At 72.4% G+C, this 20893-nt stretch carries 21 protein-coding genes; 7 read left to right on the plus strand and 14 right to left on the minus strand.

Features of this window, described 5'->3' with window-relative positions; genetic code table 11:
• Positions 1 to 140: 140 nt before the first annotated feature.
• From GEV07_09665 to GEV07_09685, 5 genes are all read right to left on the minus strand, one after another.
• Positions 141 to 626 carry a hypothetical protein gene (locus tag GEV07_09665; protein ID MQA02966.1) on the minus strand — a complete coding sequence of 162 codons (486 nt, stop codon included), beginning with the start codon at positions 624 to 626 and terminating at the stop codon, positions 141 to 143.
• Positions 627 to 702: 76 nt separating this feature from the next.
• Positions 703 to 2730 carry a hypothetical protein gene (locus tag GEV07_09670; protein ID MQA02967.1) on the minus strand — a complete coding sequence of 676 codons (2028 nt, stop codon included), beginning with the start codon at positions 2728 to 2730 and terminating at the stop codon, positions 703 to 705.
• Positions 2727 to 3233: a hypothetical protein gene (locus tag GEV07_09675; protein ID MQA02968.1), complete on the minus strand. Its 507-nt coding sequence runs from the start codon at positions 3231 to 3233 to the stop codon at positions 2727 to 2729. The genes GEV07_09670 and GEV07_09675 overlap by 4 nt, the downstream gene beginning before the upstream one ends.
• 249 nt (positions 3234 to 3482) lie before the next feature.
• On the minus strand, positions 3483 to 4061 hold the full coding sequence (locus GEV07_09680) for a hypothetical protein (GenBank protein ID MQA02969.1): 579 nt from the start codon (positions 4059 to 4061) through the stop codon (positions 3483 to 3485).
• Between the two features lie 2 nt (positions 4062 to 4063).
• Positions 4064 to 5308 (minus strand): MFS transporter, encoded by a 1245-nt coding sequence (locus GEV07_09685; GenBank protein ID MQA02970.1) that lies wholly within the window; start codon positions 5306 to 5308, stop codon positions 4064 to 4066.
• A 205-nt stretch (positions 5309 to 5513) separates the two neighbouring features.
• Here GEV07_09685 and GEV07_09690 point away from each other — a divergent pair, with 205 nt between their 5' ends.
• Both GEV07_09690 and GEV07_09695 read left to right on the plus strand, forming a co-directional pair.
• Entirely contained in the window at positions 5514 to 6299 is a 786-nt protein-coding gene (locus tag GEV07_09690) for a TIM barrel protein (GenBank protein MQA02971.1), read from the plus strand.
• A gap of 22 nt (positions 6300 to 6321) precedes the next feature.
• Positions 6322 to 6615 (plus strand): antibiotic biosynthesis monooxygenase, encoded by a 294-nt coding sequence (locus tag GEV07_09695; GenBank protein ID MQA02972.1) that lies wholly within the window; start codon positions 6322 to 6324, stop codon positions 6613 to 6615.
• Between the two features lie 3 nt (positions 6616 to 6618).
• Here the strand turns inward: GEV07_09695 and GEV07_09700 are convergent, their stop codons facing one another.
• Entirely contained in the window at positions 6619 to 8076 is a 1458-nt protein-coding gene (locus GEV07_09700) for a protein kinase (GenBank protein ID MQA02973.1), read from the minus strand.
• A gap of 16 nt (positions 8077 to 8092) precedes the next feature.
• Positions 8093 to 8647 (minus strand): methyltransferase domain-containing protein, encoded by a 555-nt coding sequence (locus GEV07_09705; GenBank protein ID MQA02974.1) that lies wholly within the window; start codon positions 8645 to 8647, stop codon positions 8093 to 8095.
• Positions 8648 to 8800: 153 nt separating this feature from the next.
• Between GEV07_09705 and GEV07_09710 the strand changes: the two genes are divergently transcribed.
• Both GEV07_09710 and GEV07_09715 read left to right on the plus strand, forming a co-directional pair.
• Positions 8801 to 9808: an ABC transporter substrate-binding protein gene (locus GEV07_09710; GenBank protein MQA02975.1), complete on the plus strand. Its 1008-nt coding sequence runs from the start codon at positions 8801 to 8803 to the stop codon at positions 9806 to 9808.
• 13 nt (positions 9809 to 9821) lie between these two features.
• Positions 9822 to 10631 (plus strand): ATP-binding cassette domain-containing protein, encoded by an 810-nt coding sequence (locus GEV07_09715; GenBank protein MQA02976.1) that lies wholly within the window; start codon positions 9822 to 9824, stop codon positions 10629 to 10631.
• On the opposite strand, the gene GEV07_09720 is transcribed toward GEV07_09715, so the two are convergent.
• Together GEV07_09720 and GEV07_09725 are read right to left on the minus strand one after the other, a co-directional pair.
• Entirely contained in the window at positions 10579 to 10893 is a 315-nt protein-coding gene (locus GEV07_09720; protein MQA02977.1) for a hypothetical protein, read from the minus strand. The genes GEV07_09715 and GEV07_09720 overlap by 53 nt on opposite strands.
• Before the next feature lie 13 nt (positions 10894 to 10906).
• Positions 10907 to 11650 (minus strand): dienelactone hydrolase family protein, encoded by a 744-nt coding sequence (locus tag GEV07_09725; GenBank protein MQA02978.1) that lies wholly within the window; start codon positions 11648 to 11650, stop codon positions 10907 to 10909.
• A gap of 31 nt (positions 11651 to 11681) precedes the next feature.
• Between GEV07_09725 and GEV07_09730 the strand changes: the two genes are divergently transcribed.
• On the plus strand, positions 11682 to 12503 hold the full coding sequence (locus GEV07_09730) for a PHP domain-containing protein (protein MQA02979.1): 822 nt from the start codon (positions 11682 to 11684) through the stop codon (positions 12501 to 12503).
• A 145-nt stretch (positions 12504 to 12648) separates the two neighbouring features.
• Here GEV07_09730 and GEV07_09735 read toward each other — a convergent pair whose 3' ends face one another.
• Complete coding sequence (locus GEV07_09735) at positions 12649 to 14787, minus strand: molybdopterin-dependent oxidoreductase (protein ID MQA02980.1); 2139 nt, start codon at positions 14785 to 14787, stop codon at positions 12649 to 12651.
• A gap of 51 nt (positions 14788 to 14838) precedes the next feature.
• Here GEV07_09735 and GEV07_09740 point away from each other — a divergent pair, with 51 nt between their 5' ends.
• On the plus strand, positions 14839 to 15366 hold the full coding sequence (locus tag GEV07_09740; protein ID MQA02981.1) for a histidine phosphatase family protein: 528 nt from the start codon (positions 14839 to 14841) through the stop codon (positions 15364 to 15366).
• On the opposite strand, the gene GEV07_09745 is transcribed toward GEV07_09740, so the two are convergent.
• The 3 genes from GEV07_09745 to GEV07_09755 form a co-directional block, all read right to left on the minus strand.
• Positions 15363 to 16391 carry a cation diffusion facilitator family transporter gene (locus tag GEV07_09745; GenBank protein MQA02982.1) on the minus strand — a complete coding sequence of 343 codons (1029 nt, stop codon included), beginning with the start codon at positions 16389 to 16391 and terminating at the stop codon, positions 15363 to 15365. The two genes, GEV07_09740 and GEV07_09745, sit on opposite strands and share 4 nt — an antisense overlap.
• 30 nt (positions 16392 to 16421) lie before the next feature.
• Complete coding sequence (locus tag GEV07_09750) at positions 16422 to 17597, minus strand: MFS transporter (protein MQA02983.1); 1176 nt, start codon at positions 17595 to 17597, stop codon at positions 16422 to 16424.
• A gap of 80 nt (positions 17598 to 17677) precedes the next feature.
• Positions 17678 to 19303, minus strand: a complete 1626-nt coding sequence (locus GEV07_09755; protein MQA02984.1) for a phospholipid carrier-dependent glycosyltransferase — start codon at positions 19301 to 19303, stop codon at positions 17678 to 17680.
• A 56-nt stretch (positions 19304 to 19359) separates the two neighbouring features.
• On the opposite strand from GEV07_09755, the gene rsmI reads away from it, so the two are divergent.
• Positions 19360 to 20220, plus strand: a complete 861-nt coding sequence (gene rsmI / locus GEV07_09760; GenBank protein ID MQA02985.1) for a 16S rRNA (cytidine(1402)-2'-O)-methyltransferase — start codon at positions 19360 to 19362, stop codon at positions 20218 to 20220.
• A gap of 1 nt (position 20221) precedes the next feature.
• Here the strand turns inward: rsmI and GEV07_09765 are convergent, their stop codons facing one another.
• On the minus strand, positions 20222 to 20800 hold the full coding sequence (locus GEV07_09765) for a Uma2 family endonuclease (GenBank protein MQA02986.1): 579 nt from the start codon (positions 20798 to 20800) through the stop codon (positions 20222 to 20224).
• Positions 20801 to 20893 lie beyond the last annotated feature (93 nt).

Here is a 20893-nt window from a genome sequence, read left to right on the forward strand (position 1 = left end):
CACGTGATCGTCGACCACCACATACAGTGCTGTCAGGAGGGTGTTCAGTTCTTTGGTCACACATCGATCTTGAACACCCTCCGCCCCACGTCTCCGCAGCCGCGCCGACCACACCCTTCAAGGAATCACTCATCTAGGCCTCACCGGCCGGTGCGCAGGAACAGTGCGGCTGCGGTGAGGGCGAGGCCGGCGACGGCGAGGTAGCTGCCGATGGTGGGGTCGCCGGGGGTGACGACGTTCGCGCCGGGCACGCCGGCGAGCAGGGTGCCGGCGACCGCGATCCCCGCGGCCGGCACCGTGTACCGCGGCCACCGGTCGAGCACGGCGATCGCCGCCCAGGTGACGCCGAGGCAGACCACGAGCACCACCGCGCCGGCGAGCGACAGGGCCGCGTACCGTTCGACGTCGCGCAGCCCGGCCGCGAGCACGTCGTCGCGCGGCTGGGCGTCCCGGCCCCACGGCAACAGCAGCGTGGCGGACGCGAGCGCGAGCCCCACGCAGGCCAGCGTCCGCAACGTGTCGCCGCCACGCTCGGCGCGGTCGAGCCGCTCGCTCAACACCGTGACTCTGGTGGCGGCCGCCGCCATCCGCTCAAGCAGCCCAGGCACCCGGGGATCGCTACTCATGCGTTCCTCCGCGACCGGTGCCCCTGGACGATGCCGGCGCCCTCGGCGCGAAACGTGGCCGCGACCGGCGTGCCTCTCATGCGTCCGCGTCCTCGGGCAGGGTGATGCGGACGATGCCGGCGCCGCCGGCGAGGAAGACGCGGTTGCCGCGGGTGGCCACGTCGACCGCACGGCCGATGCTGTCCGTGGCGGTGGTGGTCTTCCGCACCGGGCCGGCTGTGCCGTCGCCGGCGACGAGCTCGGTGCCGCCTTCCGCGCCGACGCGCAGCAGCAGGCCGGACAGGTCCCAGCGCGGCGCGGCGTACACCGCGCCGTCGGCGGCGACGGCGAAGCCGGTCACCCAGATGTCGGGTTGCTGGCCGGGGTCGCCGGTCAGCGCGGGCACCACCTCGCTCGGCGGCGCCGGCGGGTTGCTCTGCGCGGGCAGCACCGGCTCGGTGGCCCCGCCGGCGCCGAACCGCACCACACCGTCCGAGCCATGGGCGAGCCACCTGCCGTCCTGGCCGGGCGCCAGCCGCCGGTACGAGCCCTGCCACGGCAGCTCGACGAGCTCGCCGTCGAGCAGCTCGAACGTCGCGCCGCCCGACGCGACGACCGTCTGGTCCGTGGCCGGGTCGAAGCCGGCCGCGGTCACGCCCTCGCCGCGCAGCGGCAGTCCCTTCGCGTCCGCCTCGGTCGCGCTGCCGGTCACCAGCGGCTTCGCGGTGCCGTTCCGCCGCACCCGGTAGAGCACCGTGCCGTTCGCGTCGCCCCGGTAGTCGCACCACACGAGCAGCTGGTTGCCCGCGGGCGCGATGCCGACCACGCGCGCGCCCGGCTCGGCGCGGAACACCGGGCGCTTCCGGTCGAGCAGGTGCACCGTGTCGACGTCCGCGAACGCGGTGGGTTGCTGCTGGCCGGCGGGCAACGGGACGTACGCGATGTCGCCGGACGCCAACGCGGCCAGCTGGCTGGCCGGCTCCTTGCTGACCAGGGCGATCGACGTGACCTGGTTGGTTCGTACGAGCGGCCGGCACTCGCCGCTGGCCGGCTGGCCGCGTACGCCACCGGCGAGCCGGTAGATCTCGCCGGTGCCGGCTCTGGTCACGTACGTCGCGCCTGCCGGCCCGGCGGTGACGCGGCCGGCCGCGGGGAACCCCAGGTCGAGTTCGGCCAGCTGCCCGTCCGGGCCGAGCTCGCGCAGCCGCGCCTGCGCGTCGCCGATGCCCATGCGCTCCTGCGACGACCGCTCGGTGAACAGCAGCGAGCCGTCCCGCCGCACGGTCAGGTGCGCGATCGGTCCGACGTACGAACCGACGGCGTCGGCCGCGGTGCAGCCGGGGTCCACGCTGCCACCCGCGACGGTGCTGACCGCGCCGTCCGCGTCGATCTTGCGGATCCGGTGGTTGCCGGTATCCGCGACATAGACGGTGTTGTCCGGCGTGGCCGCGATCGCCGTGGGCGCGTCGAAGCGTGCCTTCCGCGCGGCTCGGCCGTCGCCGGCGAACCCGGGCCGGCTGCTGCCGGCGTACGGCCGGAGGTCGCGCTTGGCCAGCCGGCGCGAGCCGAGCTCGTCGCGTGCTACGGCGTAGACGCGGTGGTCGTCGCCGGCGAGCAGGTAGACGGTGTCGGCGGAGACGGCGAGGTCGGTGATCCCCAGCTGGTCGGGGGTGAGGAGTCGGTGTGGCTGCCCGCCGGAGCGCTCGATGCGGTACAGCGAACCGTCCGCGAGGAACAGCAAGGCGTGGGGGAGCGCGATGAGCTGGTCGACGGACATCCCGTCGGGAAAGCGGATCGGCGTGGTCCATACCTTGCCGCGCTTGTCGACCCGCAGTAGCCGGCTCGCTTGGTCCGTAGTCGTGCGCGGCGGCTGTACGAGCAGCAGGTCGCCGCCGGCGTCGACCGCGAGCGGGGTGTTCGGCTCCAGGTGCAGTTCCGTTGCATCGCTGCCGGGGCTGGCCTGTGGTGTCGGTGGGCGGTTCGGCAGGCCCGCGACCCGCGCGACGTCGGGCTGCTGGTCGTCGCCGGACATGATCGCGGGGGCGAACGCGGCCGTCGTCACGCCGACCCCTGCGCCGACGACCAGTGCGCAGCAGCAGGCGAGGACGGTACGCAGGCCGCTCATGGCGCCCGCGAGGTCCAGAGACCGACCTTCGCGCCGGCGAAGCCGGCGGCGGCGAGCAGGCAGGATGCGGCGAGCGCCGCGTACAGGCCGACGTCCACACCGGCGACGCCGTCGACATCCGCGCCGGCGAGCTGGATCCAGGTCCACCCGGTGGCTCCGGCGAGCGCGCCGCCGGCCGCGGTGACCAGCCAGCACGTCACCACGCCCGAGCTGAGGCCGGACAGCGCGATGGCCACGACGACCACCGTGACCAGGTAGAGCACCCGGAACGCGAGCGTGTGCTCGGTGTGCAGGCCGAACGCGACGGCAGCCAGCTCGCCGCCGCCGAACCTCGCCCACGGCAGCAGCAGGGTGAGCCCGGCGAACACGGTGGTGGCCAGCACGACCCACCACACCCAGGTGCGGCGCGGCAGCGCAGCGACCCGTTGCTCGAGTGTGGTGACCTCGCGCTCCACCTGCTCGACCAGCTGGGCAAGACGGGTGACGGTCGGCTCGTCCGCCATCGGGCCACTCCCTCCGTCGTCTCAGCGTAGCCGCGGAACGGCCGAGGCAGCGTCACGTCGCCCGTTCACCCCGCGACGGATGTGCACCGCGCACCCGCTCGTCCCCGTCGCGGGCGCGCTGGTGCTGTTGTCGCCCTGCGGGACGTGGCCCGTGTACGCCGCGGGACACCGGACCGTCCGACCGCGCCGCGGTCCGGTCGAGCGCGGCCCGGTTCTCCGCTGTGCACGTGATCGCGCCGGTCTCCGACGTCACGCGCAGCCGCTCGGCGGGGTCGGCGTGCGTAACGGTGATCCCGCCCGAGGTGGTTTGGAGGAAGGCGTTGCCGTCACGCCGTGCACGGTCAGCTGACCGCGGTCGGTGTGGGCGGAGAGGGAACCGGGCACGGTTGCGAACGTGAGGTCACCACGGTGTGAGCGGACGTTCCCGGTACGGAACGCGTGCGACGTCGTCACCGTGCCGGCATGGGTGTGGATGTCGAGGTGATCCAGCTCGCCGACCAGATCGACGTGGGCGTCGCGCAGGGCGACCTGCACCGACGAGAACGGTGGGATACGGACGGCGACGGTCAGGTCGTCGCGCGTGCTCTCGCCCGCCCACGGGGACGCGCTGTGGACGTGGACGTCGAGCGAGGGGTACTCGAGCCGCCCGGGGGCGAGCTTGGCCCGTGCGAGGTCCTCCTGCCGCTCGGCACGTATCGTCAGCTCCGTCGTGGTGAGCCGCGGGTCGGCCGTGACGAACACCCGGGCGTCGGCGGGCGACCCGTCCGGCGAGCCGATCGACAGCCGCAGCGGGTCCTGGTACTTGAGGCCGATCGTGAAGCCGGGCATCGTCAGCCGACCTGGCGGCGGCCGGCGGCCAGTGGTGCGCTGGCGGCGACGAGCAGCGTCGCGAAGCCGAGGAACGCGAACGGCACCGTCCAGCCGTTCGTCAGGTCGCGCAGGGCGCCGACGACGAGGGGGCCGAGCGCGGCGATCAGGTAGCCGATGGACTGCACTGCGCCGGAGAGGCTGCCGGCCACCTCGGGCGTCCTGGCCCGCAGCAGGATGAGGGTGAGCGCGATGCTTATGCACGCGCCCTGCGCGACGCCCGCCACCACCGCCCACGCCAGGTAGTAGCCGGGGGCGAAGTAGAGGCCGGCCAGCGCACTGCCCCACAGAGTGCAGGTGGCGATCACCATCGGGACCTGGTTCGGCAGCCGTACGGCGATCGGTGGTGCGGCCAGCGAGCCGACCACCCCGATCAGGTTGAACACGCCGAGCGCGACACCCGCGCTCGTCGCGGGGATGTCGAAGTCGCGGAGGTACGCGGGCAACCAGGTGAGCACCGCGTAGTACAGCACCGACTGCATGCCCATGTATACGGCGAGCGCCCAGGTGACCGGGTTGTTGATGACCCGCACCCGGCCGGCCGGCGGCAACCGGTGTGCCCGGCGCACCTGGGGCAGCCAGACCACGGCGGCGACCAACGCGGGGACGGCCATCACGAGCAGCGCGCCGCGCCAGCCCAGGTGCGCGCCGTGCGCGAGCGGGGCACTCGCCCCAGAGGCGGCCGCGGCCCCGCCGACCAGAGCAGCCGTGTAGACGCCGGTGACCGTCGCCGACCCGCGCGGGAAGTGGTATTTGACCACCCCGGGCAGCAGCACGTTGGCCGCGGTGATGGCGGTGCCCGCGACCACGGTGCCGGCAAGCAGCCAGGACACGTGCGGGAGGAAGCGCAGCAGGCTGCCGGCGGCGATGCCCAGCATGGCCAACAGCAGGGTGCGCTCTGCGCCGATCCGCTGGCCGGCCGCGGCGATGCCGGTGGACAGCAGGCCGAAGCAGAGTACGGGCAGCGCGGTGAGCAGGCTGACGGTGCCGCGGCTGAGGTCGAGCGCTGCCCTGATGTCCGGCACGAGCGGGCCGACGGCCGCGAGTGCCGCCCGCATGTTGATCGCGAGCAGCACGACCCCGACGAGTGCGACACCCGCCCGCCACCTCGGGCTGCGGCCGGCGTCCGGCATCGCCGGTGGCTGCTCCAGCTCCTGGCACTTCGACGAGCTGCGGGCCACGGATCGTTTACCGGGCCGTGCCCCCATACCAGCTCCTCATCGAGTTCTCGTCGCTGCCAACTCCGGCTACGTTGGCACATCCCTTGCATACCGCGCCAATCGAATGCCCGGTGTGGACGCTTGGTAGGTCTTTGTCGGTATCGGCCGGCGTACGAGTCTGCGGCAACCCGCGCGCGAACCGCGTCCCTCTGCCAGGATTGACGTTGCTGCGTACGGAGGTGCGGTGAGCGGTCTGACTGCCCCAGTTCCTGGGCTCGTATCGGTGACATATCGGCAGCTTCCTGCGGACGAGGTGGTGCGGCTCGCGGCCGCCGCCGGCCTGTCGGCCATCGAGTGGGGCGGTGACGTCCACGTACCGGCAGGCAAGTTCACCGAGGCCGAGCGCGTGGCCGATCTGTGTGCCGAAGCCGGCCTGGCCGTCTGCTCGTACGGCTCGTACTACTACGCGGGCCACGACGACCTGGAAGTGGCGGACAAGGTGCTGCGTACGGCGATCAGCCTGGGCGCGCCGAACATCCGGGTGTGGGCCGGCCGGGCCGGCTCGGCCGAGTGCACCGGCGAGCAGCGGCAGCGGGTCGCCGAGGACATCGGCGGGCTCGCCGCGCTCGCCGCGGAACACGACATCCAGGTCTCGGTGGAGTGCCACCCGGACACCCTCACCGACACCCTGCCGTCGACGCTGCGGCTGCTCGACGACATCAAGATGTCCGCCGGCGTGGTGCGGCCGTACTGGCAGCCGGTGCCCGGCCAGCGGGTCGGCGAGGCCGGCAAGCACATCGACGCGCTGCTGCCGCTGCTGCGTACGGTGCACGTCTTCGCCTGGTCGGCCGACGGCGGGCGGCAGCCGCTGCGGGTGGCCGCATCGCTGTGGCAGGACGTGCTCGGCCGGCTGGCCCGTGCGACGGCGGACGACGGCACCGTGCGTTACGCGCTGCTCGAGTTCGTGCCTGGCGACGACCCTGGGGCGCTCGACGCCGAGGCGGACACCTTGTGTGGTTGGCTGACCGAGGTGTCTTGACCCAACCGAGGAGGACGGTGCGATGGCGTTCGTGGTGGCGGCGACGTGGCAGGCGAAGCCGGGCGAGGAAGAGCGGATCCGTGAGGTCATCAGGACGATGACGCCGCTGTCGCGCGCGGAGGAGAAGAACCTCGTCTACCAGGCACACGTCTCCCCGGACGACCCGACGGTGTTCTTCCTGTACGAGCAGTACGTCGACGAGCAGGGCTACGAGGACCACAAGGCGGCGGAGTACTTCCAGCAGCACGTGTTCGGGTACGCCGTGGAGTACCTGGCGAACCGCGAGGTACGCACCTTCCACACCCTCGACGACTGAGCCCTAGGGCTTCTTGTCCTTGCCCTTGCCCTTGCCCTTGTCCTCGTTCTTGTCGCCCTTCCCGGGGTCGTCGCCCTCGTCGTCCGCCTCGTCATCGGTCGCGGGCAGGGCGTCGGTGAGCCGGTCGGTGGCCGCCCCGAGCTGCCGGTAGGTCGGGTCGTCGATCTTGCCCTCGCCGGCCAGCTCGTCCAGCCGGCTGCGCAGCTCGGCGGCGTGCTTCGAGGCGTCCTCGGTTTTGCCTTCCTGGTACTCCTCGTCGACCTTGTCGAGGTCCTTGCGGAGCTTGCGGCCGTCGCCGGACTCCAGGTCACCTGCGCGTTCCTTCGCCCCGATCAGCGTCCGCAGCTGGTCGATCCTGCTGGTCGGGTCGGTGGCCGGCGGCTGCTGGGTCGGCGTCCGCGAGGTCCGGTCCGCCGGCGTCGAGGACGCGGCCGGGGCGGTCGTCTCGGCCCGGGTGTCGGGGGAGTCGTCGCCGCCGAGCAGCCACGGCACGAGGAGCAGGGCAGCGAGTACGACCGCCGCGCCGGCGAGCACGGCGGCCCAGAGGCGCCGGCGGGGCCGCCGCTGGGCCGGGAGCACGGCCGTGTCGGCGATCGGCGTGGGCGCACCGACCAGCCGCACCGTGCGGTCGGTGTCGCCGGTCACGTCCGGCAGCGCCGCCTGCACGGCGGCTGCGGACGGCGGGCGCGCGGCCGGATCCTTGGCCAGCAGCGACCCGATCAGCCGGTCGAGCTCGGCCGGGACGTCCGGGCGCTGCTCCCGCACCGGCCGCGGGGTGGCGTGAATGTGCTGGTACAGCACGTTCATCGGGTTGTCGCCGGTGAACGGGGGCGCGCCGGTGAGCGTGGCGTACATCAGGCAGCCGAGCGCGTAGAGGTCGGTGCGTTCGTCGACCGTGCCGCCGCTGGCCTGCTCCGGCGCCATGTAGGTGCTGGTGCCGATCACCGTCGCCGTGCGGGTGAGGTCGGCGGAGAGGGCGTCCCTGACCCGGGCGACCCCGAAGTCGAGCACTTTCACCGTGCCGTCCGCGGCGATGATCACGTTGCTCGGCTTGATGTCGCGGTGGATCACGCCGGCGCGGTGGGCGGCGTCGAGTGCGGCGCAGGTCTGGCCCGCGATCCGCACTGCGTCCGCGACCGGCAGTGGCCCAGTGGCCAGCAGGTCCTGCAGCGACCGGCCGTCGACCAGCTCCATCACCAGGTACGGCTGGTCGTTCTCGGTGCCGTAGTCGTAGGTGGCCACGATGTTGGGGTGGCTGATCCTGGCGGCCGCGTGCGCCTCGCGCTCGAACCGCGCCGCCGCGTCCGCCTCGCCGGACGCGTGCCGGTCCAGGATCTTCACCGCGACGGCGCGGTCCAGGCGCAGGTCGCGTGCCCGCCACACCTGCGCCATCCCGCCGCGGCCGAGCACCTCGACCAGCTCGTAACGTTCGGCGATCAGGTGAGGCTGCATGGCCCCCATCCTGCCAACGGCGGCATCACGCCGGTTTGCGGGCGGCGAGCCGCTCCACGACGCCGAGCTTGAACCTGTCGGTGTCCTCGATGGTCAGCGAAATGTTGCGTACGTGGTCCATCGGTCGCCTGGTGTAGTGCTCCCCGCCGGTCCTGATGGTGACCAGCTCGACGAGCCGCTGCAGGACGCGTACGGGCCGTGAGGTGCTGACCACGTGGTCGGCGAGCAACACCAGACCGCCCGGCCGCAGCACCCGGACCATCTCGCGTACGGCGGCGCCGGCGTCCGGGATCGCGCACAGCGAGAAGGTGCAGACGACCGTGTCGAAGGACTCGTCCTCGAACCGCAGCTGCTGGGCGTCGCCGAGGCGCAGGTCGGCTGCGTGGTCGTCGGCGACCGCTCGCTGCCTGGCCTGCGCGAGCATGCCGGGGCTGAGCTCGACCCCGGTCAGCCGGACGTCCGCGGGATACCACGGCAGGTTGAGCCCGGTGCCGATCGCGACCTCGAGCACGTCTCCGGCGGCCCGCTGGCAGATCCACTGCCTGGTGTCGCCGAAGAACCTCCGGTCTGCGAAGCTCATCTGCCTGTCGTAGGATCTCGAGCTCTTGTCCCAGTGGCGACGCAGTCGTAACAGTTCCTCGCTGGACACGCGCCTCAGCGTACGCGGAACGTAGGGCGCGCACCATACGTTCGCCCGGGACGGGCGGCCGACCGCAGGAGAGGACGGGAAAGGATGCGCCGGGGGATAGCTGCCGTGTCGGCAGTCGTCGTGGGCGCCGTCGTGCTGGGCGGTTGCAGCGGCACGACGGACGAGCCGAAGACGGACCGCAGCACGCACCCCGCCTTCCCGATGACCGTGTCGGACTGCGGCCGCAAGGTGGTGTTGCAGGAGCGGCCGTCCCGGGTGCTCACCATCGGCTCCGGTGCGTCGACGTCGATGTGGGCGGCGGGTGCCGGCGACCGGATCGCGGTGCGGGCGGCGGAGCGGGACGTGCCGCTCGGCCTCGCGAAGCGCACCCTGCGCGGCATCCCGCAGGTCTCGCCGCGCGCCCAGCCGGCGAAGCGGACGATCGTCGACCAGAAGCCCGAGCTGGTGGTCAGCGACGGGCTCACCCGGACGACGGCGAAGGAGCTGGCCGCGGCCGGCATACCGTCGATCGTCAACACCGGCTCCTGTGCCGGCATGGGCAGCCCGGGGTCCACGGCCAGGCCGGTGGTTGCCGCGGCCACCGGACTCGACGACATCATCGTCGACGTCCGCAGGTACGGCCGGATCTTCGGCACCGAGGCGGCGGCGCGGGGGAAGAGCCAGGACCTGCGGCAGCGGATCGCCGCGGTGAAGAACACCTCCGGCTTCAGCCTCGACTCCGCCGCCGCGGTGACCGTACGCGGCGACCACGTGACCGCGTACGGACAGTCGAGCGTGCCGCACTCGCAGATCGAGGCGATGGGCATGACCAACGTCTTCGGCGAAATGGAGCCGCAGCGCACGAAGATCAGGGCCGACCAGCTCGTCGCTGCGGACCCTGAAGTGATCGTCGTGATGTCGACCGGGCCAGGTCCGCCCGGGCGCAGCGCGCAGCGGGCCGAGCGCGAGCTGCGCGCGTTGCCCGGTGCGGAGAAGCTCAGCGCCGTAGAGAACAACAGGATCATCACACTCGAGTTGCCGTTCATGTCGGCGTCGCCACTTGCCGTGGACGGTCTGGAGAAAATGGCCGCTCTGGTCGAAGCGATGCAGTGAGTTCGGAGGACCGGTGATCAGCGCCAGAGCCGTCTCGTTCGGTTACGACGACAACCTGGTCCTGGACGATGTCGACCTGCGGGTTCGGCACCGCCAGGTCGTCGGGCTTGTCGGTCCCAACGGCAGCGGCAAGTCGACGCTGCTGCGAACGCTGTACGGGCGGCTCGAGCCGCGGGCCGGCATGGTGACCATGGACGGCTCGCTGGTGCACGGGCTCGGCCCGCGCGACCTGGCCGGCCGGGTCGCGGTCGTCGCGCGCGACGGCGGCGCGGACCTGCCGCTGCGCTGCTTGCAGGTGGTGCTGCTCGGCCGGTCGCCGCACCGGCCCGCATGGGAGCCCTTCTCGGCGGACGACCACCAGCTCGCCGTGGACGCGCTGGCCCAGGTCGACGCCGCACACCTCGCCGACCGCGACTTCGCCACGTTGTCCAGCGGCGAGCAGCAGCGGGTGCTGATCGCCAGGACGCTGGCGCAGCAGGCCGAGCACCTGCTGCTCGACGAGCTCGCCACCCACCTCGACGTGCGGTACCAGCACGAGCTGCTGCAGCTGGTGCGTACGCTGCCGGTCACGACGGTGCTGGTGCTGCAGGACCTCAACCTCGCCGCGCGCTACTGCGACGAGCTCGTGCTGCTCGACCGCGGCCGCCTGGTGAGCGCAGGGACGCCGGGCGAGGTCCTCCGCGCCGAGGTGCTCGAGCCGGTCTACGGCCTCCGGGTGCGCCGGATCGACGACGACGGCATCGTGCAGCTGGTGTTCACGCCCAAGCGGTCTACGCGCCCGGTTGCGCCGCCGAGGCCGACGGCCGACACTGCATCTGGTTAGCCGACGCCAGGCCGGGCGGCGCGGCGGCGAGCGCGGTCTGGATCGCGTCGACCAACGCCAGCGCGGCTTCCTCGGTGAGCTCCACCGCGACCCGGGCGGACGGGCCACGGTCCGGCGCCGTGAAGTCGATGTTCACCGTGTGGTCGTACTGCGCGTGGACGGGGTGGTCGACGTAGACGACACCCTGGCTCAGGCCGAACCAGCCGGACGCTCCCTTGCCGCTGCCTTCGATCGCGAACTTCTCGGTGAGATACGTGCACATGACCGGTGTCCCTTCACCCCTGGAGGTAGCGGCCGAACCACTCGAAGACGCGCTGCCAGCCGTCGTTGGCGGCGTGCGGCCGGTAGCTGGGCCGGTCCACCGCGAAGAACGCGTGCCCGGCGTCGTCGTAGCAGACCTTCTCGAACGTCTTGCCGTGCTTGGTGAGCTCGCTCTCCAGCACCGCGACGTCGTCCGGTGACGGGTGCTGGTCGTCGTTGCCGAACAGGCCGAGCAGCGGGCACGACAGGTCGGGCGCCTTGTCGACGATCGGTCGCACGGGAATCGGGAAGTCGGCCGGCGGCTCGCCGACCACGAACCCGCCGTAGCAGTCCACGGCCGCGTCCAGCGGCAGCGAGCAGGCGGCGAGGAACGTCTGCCGGCCACCGGAGCAGTACCCGATCGCGCCGACCTTGCCGTTCGCCGAGGAGAGCGCCTTCAACGTGCTCATGCCGCCCGCGACGTCGCCGACGAGCCGCTCGTCCGGCACGCCACCGGTCGCCCGCGACGCCGCGGCCGCGTCGTCCGGGCTCGCGCCGGGTGCCTCCCGGTAGTGCAGGTTGGGGCAGATCGCCGCGTAGCCGTTCGCCGCGAACTTCCGCACGATCTCCTTGGTCGCCGCGTCGTACCCGGGCATGTGGTGGATTACCACGACGCCGCCATGTGGGCCGGCGTCGAGCGGGCGGGCGAGATACGCCTCGATCTCGTCGCCGTTGTGCCCGAGGATCTTCACCGTCTCAGCCATCATTGCGTCGTACATAGAGCTACTTTCTCATCCGGTTAGCATGCAAGTGATGTTGCCTCCCGACAATCATGTGCACTCGGAATGGTCCTACGACGCTGTGCGTACCGGCTCGATGGAACGCACCTGCGCACGCGCCGTGTCGCTCGGCCTGCCCGCCGTGGCGTTCACCGAGCACGTCGACTTCACCGACTGGGGTGAGGGCGACCACGTGCCGGCGGACGCGCCCGAGATCACCAGGGCGAACGTGCAGCCGTTCGACGTCGAGGGCTACCAGGCCAGCGTGCAGCGGTGCCGGGAGCGGTTCGCGCAGCTGCGGGTCGTCTCGGGCATCGAGACGGGGGAGCCGCACCTGTTCGCCGGCAGCGTGGCCAGGGTGCTGAAGGCCGGGACGTTCGAGCGGGTGCTCGGCTCACTGCACTCGGTGCGCCACGACGGCCGGCTGGCCGACGCGGGGTGGCTGCTGTACGCGCTGCCGCCCGCGGAGGCGATGCGCAGGTACTTCGACGAGCTGATCCGGCTGGTCGAGCGCAGCGACGTGTTCGAGGTGCTCGCCCACGTCGACTTCCCGCGCAGGTACTGGCCGGCGTCCGCGGGGCCGTACGACGAGCGCGAGTTCGAGGCCGAGTACCGCGCCGTGTTCCGTGCGCTCGCCGGCAGCGGCCGCGCGCTCGAGGTGAACACGAAGAGCCCGCTGGCCTCGGTCGACCTGGTCTCCTGGTGGCGCGAGGGGGGCGGCCGCGCGGTGTCGTTCGGCAGCGACACGCACGACCCGAGCCGGGTCGGCGACAAGTTCGAGCTGGCCACCGACGTCGTCGAGGCGGCCGGCTTCAAGCCCGGCAGCGACCGCTACGACTTCTGGCGCCGCTAAGCGGGCGAGACGGGCTAGCGGTTCTCCCGTGCCGTGCCCGGCGGTCGGCTGCGGGCGGGCCGGTCGCGCGGCCCGGCACGGCAGCCGAGCGCGAGCGCACTCCGTCGACAGTCCAGGGCGGTCTCGGGCGTGCGGGGGCGTCCGTTCACGCCGGTTCGACCTGTACGGTGACGCCGTTGAGCACGGCGTTGCCGGAGACGGCGTCCACGTCCGCGGGGTCGGTCAGGTCGTTCGGGCTGGCGCCGCCGATGGCGGCCGCCACCTCCAGCCGGGTGCCGTCGGGGGAGTGGCCGAACCCGTGCGGGATGCTCACCACGCCCGGCATGACGTCGGTGCTTGCGCTGGCCTCCAGCTCGATCGTGTCGACCCGCGACCGCACCCTTACCCGGTCGCCGTCGGCGAGGTCGCGCGCGGCCAGGTCGTCGGGGTGGATGAGCATCAGGTGCCTGGCCTTGCCCTTCGTCAGCCGTGGCGTGTTGTGCAGCCAGGAGTTGTTGCTGCGCAGGTGGCGCCGGCCGATCAGCAGCAGCTCGCCGGGTCGCGGTGACGTCGCCAGCTCAGCGGCCGCGCGGTCGACGTCGCGCAGCAGCACCTCGGGCGCGCAGTCGATGCGGTTGTCCGCAGTCTGCAGCCGGCCGGGCAGGCACGGCCGCAGCGGACCGAGGTCGACGCCCTGCGGGGCGCGCAGCAGCCGCTTCACCGACAGCCGGTAAGGCCCGGCGCGCAGCGCGAGGTCGACCAGCCGCCGTGGCGACATGCGGGTGGTCAGGTACGTGGTGCGGTCCCCACGCAGGCCGCGCCTGCGCGGTGCGACCTTGCGGTAGCGGCGGACCAGCTCGCGGTAGATCTCCCACTCGTGCATGCTGCCGTCCGGCTTCGCCAGCACCGGCGGTGAGAACCGTGCGGTGTTGCGTACCGCGAGTGCGTTGAAGACCAGGTCGTAGTGGTCGTTCTCGAGCGGGCCGGTCGGCGGCAGGACGATGTCGGCGTGCCTGGTGGTGTCGTTGAGGTACGGGTCGATCGCCACCATGAAGTCGAGCTCGCCGAGCGCGTCGTCCAGCGCCTTGCCGCCGGGCGTGGACAGCACCGGGTTGCCCGCGACGGTCAGCAGCCCGCGCATCTGTCTCTCGCCTGGGGTGCGGATCTCCTCGGCCAGGGTGGCCACCGGCAGCTCGCCGGCGAACTCCGCGAGACCGCGTACCCGGCTGTGCCACCTGCCGTGGTGGCCTGGCCCGATCTGCGGGGAGCCGACGACCTGGACGGCCGGGTGCGTGACCATGGTGCCGCCTGGCCGGTCCAGGTTCCCGGTAGCGATGTTGAGCACCTGGATGGCCCACTGGCACAGCGCGCCGAACCGCTGGGTGGACACCCCCATCCGGCCGTAGCACGCCGCTGCAGGTGCGGTCGCGAAGTCGACGGCGATGCGGCGGGTCGCCTCCGCGGGGATCCCGGTGCGCTCCGCGACCCGTTCCGGGGTGAACGGGTCGACCGCCTCGTGTACGGCGTCCAGCCCGTCTACGTACGGCGCCGGCGTCGCGAGGTCCTCGGCGAGAACCGTACGCAGCAGCGCCAGCAGGAACAGCGCGTCGCTGCCCGGCCGGACGAAGTGGTGCTCGTCGGCGTGGCGGGCCGTCTCCGTGCGGCGCGGGTCGACGACGACCAGCCGGCCGCCGCGCTCGCGCAGGCGGCGCAGCCTGGCGGGCATGCCTGGCGCGGTCATCATGCTGCCGTTGGACACCATCGGGTTGGCGCCGAGCACCAGGAAGTACTGGGTGCGGTCGATGTCGGGTACCGGCAGGAATAACTGGTGTCCGTACAGGTGGTACGCGGCCAGCTGGTGCGGCAGCTGGTCGACCGACGACGCGCTGTACCGACTGCGGGTGCGCAGCATGCCAACGAACGGCAACCCGTGCGTCAGGAAGCCCAGGTTGTGCACGTTGGGGTTGCCGAGGTAGACGGCGAGGCCGTCGTTGCCGTGGCGGCGCTGCACGTCGGCGAGGCCGGTCGCGACCGCGTCCAGCGCCTCGGGCCAGCCGATCGGCTGCCAACCGTCGGCGGTCCTGCGTACGGGCGTGCGCAGCCGGTCGGGGTCGTCGGGCAGGTCCTGGAGGGCGACGGCCTTGGGGCAGAGGTAGCCCTGCGACAGCGGGTCGTCCGTCGAGCCGCGGATCGAGGTGATGGTCTCGCCGTTCAGCTCGATCTGCAGGCCGCAGCTGGCCTCGCACAGCGGGCACGTGCCGTACCTGATCTCGGCCACTGGTCCTCCCCGACCCGTCACGACCATCGTGCGGAATAGTCTCACTGTCAGCTGGTGTGCGGACGAAAGGCATGGGTGATGGCCGAGACGGAGACTGCTGGCACGCGGCGCCTGGTCGTGCTGCGCCACGCCAAGTCGGACTGGCCGGTCGGCGTCGACGACCACGAACGCCCGCTCGGTGCCCGCGGCCGCAAGGACGCGCCGGCCGCCGGCAGGTGGCTGCGCGACACCGGGTGGCCGCTGGACCACGTGCGCTGCTCGACGGCCGTACGTGCCCGCGACACCTGGCAGCTGGCGGCCGCCGAGCTCCCCGTGCCGCCCGAGGCGGTGTTCGACGACCGCGTGTACGACGCGTCGGTGCCGGCACTCGTCGACGTGCTGCGCGCCGTGCCGCAGACGGCCGGCACGGCGGTGCTCATCGGGCACAACCCCGGCCTGCAGGAGCTCGTGCTGACCCTCGCCGGCGACCCCGGCGCGGCGGTCTTCCACCGGGTGCAGGTCAAGTTCCCCACCTCGGCCATCGCGGTGCTCACCCTGCCAGGCGAGTGGGCCGCCCTCGAGCCGGCCAACGCGACGTTGACTCAGCTGGCCGTGCCCCGGGGTTAGTCCTTCGCGTGGTGTGCGAGACGGGCGTGCGCGTCGCCGGCGGCCGGGCCGTGTGGGTTGACGTGCACGGTTGCCCGTGCCAGCCGGGGCAGCGCGTGTAGCAGCTGGTGTTCGGCCTCGTGGGCGATGTGGTGGGCCTCGGTGACGGTGATCTCCGGGTCGACGGAGACGTCGACCTCGGCGTGCAGCGAGTGTCCGACCCACCGCAGCCGCAGCTGCTCGATGCCGCACACCCCAGGTGTGTCGCGCAGTGCGTCCTCGGCCGCCGCGACCAGGGCCGGGTCGACGCCGTCGAGCAGCCGGCCGAACACCTCGCGGGAGGCGCCCCACAGCACGGCTAGGATCGCCGCCGCGATGGCCAGCCCGACCACCGGGTCGGCCCACCGCCAGCCGAGCGCCGCGCCCCCGGCCGACAGCAGCACGGCCAGGCTGGTGAACCCGTCGGTACGTGCGTGCAGGCCGTCGGCGACGAGCGCGGCCGAGCCGATCTGCCTGCCGACCCTTATCCGGTACTGCGCCACCAGCTCGTTGCCGACGAAGCCCACCACGCCGGCCGCCGCCAGCCAGCCCAGGTGGTCGATCGCCTGCGGCGCGAGCAGCCGGTCGACCGCCTGCCAGATGGCCAGCCCCGCCGACGCGGCGATGACAACCACGATGGCCAGCCCGGCGAGGTCCTCGGCGCGGCCCAGGCCGTACGTGAACCGCTTGCTGACCGCCCGCCGGCCGAGCAGGAACGCGATCGCCAGCGGTACGGCGGTGAGCGCGTCGGCGATGTTGTGCAACGTGTCGCTGAGCAGCGCCACCGAGCCGGTGAACGCGATCAGCACGCCCTGGATCGCTGCGGTCAGACCGAGCCCGGCGAACGACAGCCACAGCGCGCGCAGCCCCTTGCGGCTCGCTTCCACCTCACCGTCGATCGAGTCGGAGCTGTGATGCGAGTGCGGGACGAACACGTGCCGCAGCCGTGCCCACCAGGAGTGCGCATGCCCGTGCCCGTGTCCGTGTTCGCTTCCCACATCCACCATGTTCACACGCCGAGCCGGGCGCGTCACCGGTCAGGCGGCAGGGGCGGGTGGCCGAAACGGCAGGACCACTGCCCCGACGGCAAGGCACACCGCTGCCCACCCCCAGCCGTACGCGTAGTCGCCGGCCAGGTCGACGAGCAGGCCGAAGACCGGCGGGCTGACCAGCATGCCGGCGAAGAACGCGCCCTGCACGAGGCCGGACGCGCGCGCCGTGGCCTCCTTCTCCGTGGTGCGGATCACCACGAACATCATGATCCCGTTGAACGAGGCGACGCTGAGGCCGGTGATGGCGGCGCCGGCCCACAGCGCGGCGAGGCCCAGCCACGGCGCGGTCGCTATCAGTACCGTGGCGCCCACCGCGAGCACCGCCATCGCCCGCAGCATGTGGATGCCGGCGCGCTCCGGCGACCGGGTGCGCTCCACGACCTGGGTGAGCACGATCCGAGCCACGACCGCGACCAGGCCCATGACGGCCAGCAGCGCGCCGGCCAGCCGGATGTCCAGGTGCACGCGTTGGTGCGCGAAGAGCACGAGGTAGACGTTGCTCGCGGCCATCCCGCAGCCCATCAATGCGGCGAACACCCCGAGCCGGTGTACCTCGCGGGAGAGCCTGCCGGTGGTCTCGTGCGCCGGTTCCTCGGTACGCGGCGCCGCCGGCACGAGCATGATCACCGCGAGCCCGATGGCGAAGCCGACCGAACAGCCGAGCACCGCCGTACGCCAGCCGTAGCCGACGGCCACTGCGGGGAGCATCGCGCCGGCCAGCAGCGCCGCCGCCTGCACGCCGGATTGCTTGACGCCGACCAGCGCGGCGTGCGGGCGCGGCAGCGTCGAGATCACGACGTTGGTGGCTGGGTTCGCCATGGCCGTCGCGGCGCCGGCGACGAAGACGCTGACCAGCACTGCGGCCAGCGCCTGCGACCCGGCGAGGGCGAGCGACCCCACCCACCCGACGAGCACCGTGACGACCAGCGACCGGCGGGTGCCCAGCCGGTAGAGCCAGCGCGCCAGCAGCGGCGACAGAACGGCGGCGGCGAGGTAGTAGGTGCCTGTGACCAGGCCGAAGGTGCTCGGCGTCAGGTGGAACTCGCTGGTCAGCAGCGGCGCGAGCGAACCCAGCGCGAACTGGGTGAGGCTCGGGACGATCATGACCGTCGCGAGTGCAGCCGCGACGCCCATCCGTCGCGGTTCCACCCCGGTGAGCATCGGGGCCAGTATCGTCCTCGGCCCCGGGCCGGGGGCGTGACGAACGGGACACTCGATATGTGACCTAGGTCACATATCGGTCAGATCCACGTGGGCAGCCACATTCGCGCCGCCCAGCTGGCGTACGGGATCACCTGGGCGGTGAAGATCGGCAGGAAGTACAGGAAGTTCGCCGCGACCAGCAGCGTGTACGTGCCCACCGCGATCGTGCCGCCGATCCGCCGGTTGCTCGCCGGCATGCCGGGCGGCGGTTTCGGCCCGATCGCCCAGCCCGCGGCGATGGTGAGCGCCAGCACGATGAACGGCAGCATCGGCAGCGCGTAGAAGAAGAACATCGTGCGCTCCGGGTACTGCAGCCACGGCACCCAGCTCGCCGCGAGACCGACCACGACGGTCGCCGCGCGCCAGTCGCGGCGGATCAGCCACAGCCAGATCATCGCGAGCATCACCGGGATCGACACCCACCAGATCGCCGGCGTGCCGAGGCCGGTGATGGCGCTGGAGCAGCTCGCCTCGCCGCAGCCGCCGGGCGACTCGTAGAAGTACGCGACGGGGCGGGCGAGCACCATCCAGCCCCACGGCGACGACTCGTAGTCGTGGTTCGAGGTCAGCCCGGTATGGAAGTTGTAGATCTCGACGTGGTAGTGCCACCAGTTGCGGACCACCGCGGGCACGCCGAACTTCGACTCGTCCGTCCAGTCCCTGTCCCAGCCGCCTGGCGTGGCGAACCAGCTCCACCAGGACGCCACGTAGACGAACGCCGCCAGCACCACGATGGAAGCGAACGCCGGCGCGGAGTCGAGCTTGAGCGCTCCGAGGAACGGCCGCTTGACCCCGGCTGCGCGGCGCGCGCCGACGTCCCAGAAGAACGTCAGCAGCCCGAACGCGGCGACGGTCCACAGCCCGGACCACTTCGTGCCCACCGCCAGGCCGAGGCAGACGCCGGCGGCGATGCGCCAGCCGCGGATGCCGAGCCAGGGCCCGAAGTCCCCGGCGCCGTGTCTCTCCACCAGTCTGGCCAGCCGGCGTCTCGCGTGATCTCGGTCGGCAACCAGGCAGGCGAAGGCGGCGAGGATCCAGAACATCAGGAAGATGTCGAGCAGCGCCACCCGGCTCTGCACGAACTCCAGGCCGTCGAAGGTGAGCAGCAGCGCGGCCAGGCAGCCGAGCATGGTCGAGCGGGTCATCCGCCGTGCGACGCGCGCCATCACCAGGATGGCGAGGGTGCCGACGATCGCCGCGGAGATACGCCAGCCGACCGGCGTCACGCCGGCCTCCAAGTCGAACGGCTGGCCGCCGAACGCCGACTTCCCCCAGGCCACCAGCAGGTAGCCGAGCGCGATCATCCACTTGCCGACCTGCGGGTGGACGATGAACGACGCGTTGTCCTTGTAGATGTCTGTGCTGCCGCCGAGCAGCAGCTTGTCGACGACCTTCGCCTCGTCGGCGTACTCGTGCTCGACGCCGAACTTGAGCAACGACAGCGAGTCCTTGGCGTAGTACGTCTCGTCGAACACCACCGCGTGCGGGTTGCCGAGATCCCAGAGCCTGAGCACGCCGGCGAGCACGGCGATCCCGAGCGGGGCGAGCCATCCGATGAGCCGGCTGCCAGGGATCACCGGGGCGAGCCTGGCGACCAACTCACCGGGGGACCAGCGCGGGTCGTCGTCAGCTTGCTGGCTGGGGCGGGTGTCCGTCGTTGCCACCCGGCCAATCGTAGGTGCGTGCACCTGGTCGCGGTGGGGTAGGGCAGCATGACGGGGTGACCGAGCAGGCGGACGGCGACCGGCGGGCGGGCCTGCTGGTGCTCGCCGGCACCCCGCTCGGCGACCCTGCGGACGCCCCGCCGCGGCTGACCGCGCAGCTCGCAACGGCCGACGTGGTCGCCGCCGAGGACACCAGGCGGCTACGCAGGCTTGCCGGGACGCTCGGCGTCACGCTGCCCCGCGTCGTGTCGTACTGGGAGGGCAACGAGCGCAGCCGTACCGGCGAGCTGGTCGACGAGCTGCGCGGCGGCGCGCGGGTGGTCCTGGTCACCGACGCGGGCATGCCCAGCGTCTCCGACCCCGGGTACCGGCTGGTGGTCGCGGCGGTGGAGGCGGGCGTCGCCGTGACGGCGGTGCCCGGTCCGTCCGCCGTGACGACCGCGCTCGCGCTCAGCGGCCTGCCGGTGGACCGGTTCTGCTTCGAGGGGTTCCTGCCGCGCAAGCCGGGGCAGCGGGCCGCGCGGCTGGCCGAGCTCGCCGGCGAGCCCCGCACCATGGTGTTCTTCGAGTCGCCGCGGCGGGTGGCACAGACGCTGGGCGCCATGACGGAGGCCTTCGGCGCGGACCGCGCCGCCGCCGTCTGCCGCGAGCTCACCAAGACCTACGAGGAGGTCGAGCGCGGCACCCTCGCCCACCTGGCTGACTGGGCCGCCGCCGGCGTACGCGGCGAGGTCACCCTGGTGGTCGCCGGCGCCGAGCCGGCCACGGCCAGCGCCGAGCCGGCCGACCTGGCGGCCGAGGTGGCCGCCAGGGTAGCGGCGGGAATCACGCGCAAGGACGCGATCGCCGAGGTGGCACGCACGGCCGGGGTGCCCAAACGAGACGTCTATGACGCGGTCGTCCACGCGCCCCGGTAGGTCAGTAGAGCTGGTCGAGGCCGATGGTGACCGCGAACGGCTCGGTAGCGGTGAACGTGTGCGTCGCGTGCTGGCTCTCGACGTAGCCGAGCTCGTCGTGCCGCCGGCAGGCCAGCAGCGTCACCGGGTCGTCCAGGTCGACGATCCAGTAGTGCGGGATGCCGGCGTCGGCGTACTCCAGGCGCTTGATCACATTGTCCGTACGGCGCGAGCCCGGCGAGGTGACCTCCACTGCGAGCACCACGTCGGATGCTCGCAGCGAGCCACCCTCGGCGTGCACCCGCGGCCGCGCCGCCTTGTGCACCACGGCCACGTCGGGGCGCCGGCAGGTGCCCGGGCCGTCCGCCGGCGCCAGCAGCAGGTCGACGTCGATGTCCAGGATCGGTTCCAGGTGGTCGGGCAGCTGCTGGTCGAGCGCTGCGGCCAGCCGGTACGCCGCGACGTTGTGGTTGGGTATCGGGCTCGGGGACATCACCAGGCTGCCCTCCTGGAGCTCGGACCGCCCGTACTCGTCCTCGCCCAGGCTGAGGTACTCCCTGACGGTCAGCAGGTGCGTCGGCGGCAGCGGGATCGCGGTCATCGGCTGCTCCTCGTCATCGGGCATCAGCGTGCCACCTCCCGACACCGAGGATACGACCGCGCTGGCGATCTGTGGATGAGGAGAGGTCGCGTC

Source organism: Streptosporangiales bacterium (assembly GCA_009379825.1).
Classification (GTDB): domain Bacteria; phylum Actinomycetota; class Actinomycetes; order Streptosporangiales; family WHST01; genus WHST01.

What these genes read in the sequence shown, in the direction of transcription:
- GEV07_09700 (MQA02973.1), bottom strand. Translation starts at nt 8,076, where the DNA reads ATGGGGGCCATGCAGCCTCACCTGATCGCCGAACGTTACGAGCTGGTC.
- GEV07_09705 (MQA02974.1), bottom strand. Translation starts at nt 8,647, where the DNA reads ATGAGCTTCGCAGACCGGAGGTTCTTCGGCGACACCAGGCAGTGGATC.
- GEV07_09710 (MQA02975.1), top strand. Translation starts at nt 8,801, where the DNA reads ATGCGCCGGGGGATAGCTGCCGTGTCGGCAGTCGTCGTGGGCGCCGTC.
- GEV07_09745 (MQA02982.1), bottom strand. Translation starts at nt 16,391, where the DNA reads ATGGTGGATGTGGGAAGCGAACACGGACACGGGCACGGGCATGCGCAC.
- GEV07_09740 (MQA02981.1), top strand. Translation starts at nt 14,839, where the DNA reads ATGGCCGAGACGGAGACTGCTGGCACGCGGCGCCTGGTCGTGCTGCGC.
- GEV07_09665 (MQA02966.1), bottom strand. Translation starts at nt 626, where the DNA reads ATGAGTAGCGATCCCCGGGTGCCTGGGCTGCTTGAGCGGATGGCGGCG.
- GEV07_09735 (MQA02980.1), bottom strand. Translation starts at nt 14,787, where the DNA reads ATGGTCGTGACGGGTCGGGGAGGACCAGTGGCCGAGATCAGGTACGGC.
- GEV07_09765 (MQA02986.1), bottom strand. Translation starts at nt 20,800, where the DNA reads ATGACCGCGATCCCGCTGCCGCCGACGCACCTGCTGACCGTCAGGGAG.
- GEV07_09685 (MQA02970.1), bottom strand. Translation starts at nt 5,308, where the DNA reads ATGGGGGCACGGCCCGGTAAACGATCCGTGGCCCGCAGCTCGTCGAAG.
- GEV07_09720 (MQA02977.1), bottom strand. Translation starts at nt 10,893, where the DNA reads ATGTGCACGTATCTCACCGAGAAGTTCGCGATCGAAGGCAGCGGCAAG.
- GEV07_09750 (MQA02983.1), bottom strand. Translation starts at nt 17,597, where the DNA reads ATGCTCACCGGGGTGGAACCGCGACGGATGGGCGTCGCGGCTGCACTC.
- GEV07_09675 (MQA02968.1), bottom strand. Translation starts at nt 3,233, where the DNA reads ATGGCGGACGAGCCGACCGTCACCCGTCTTGCCCAGCTGGTCGAGCAG.
- GEV07_09680 (MQA02969.1), bottom strand. Translation starts at nt 4,061, where the DNA reads ATGCCCGGCTTCACGATCGGCCTCAAGTACCAGGACCCGCTGCGGCTG.
- GEV07_09725 (MQA02978.1), bottom strand. Translation starts at nt 11,650, where the DNA reads ATGTACGACGCAATGATGGCTGAGACGGTGAAGATCCTCGGGCACAAC.
- GEV07_09695 (MQA02972.1), top strand. Translation starts at nt 6,322, where the DNA reads ATGGCGTTCGTGGTGGCGGCGACGTGGCAGGCGAAGCCGGGCGAGGAA.
- GEV07_09670 (MQA02967.1), bottom strand. Translation starts at nt 2,730, where the DNA reads ATGAGCGGCCTGCGTACCGTCCTCGCCTGCTGCTGCGCACTGGTCGTC.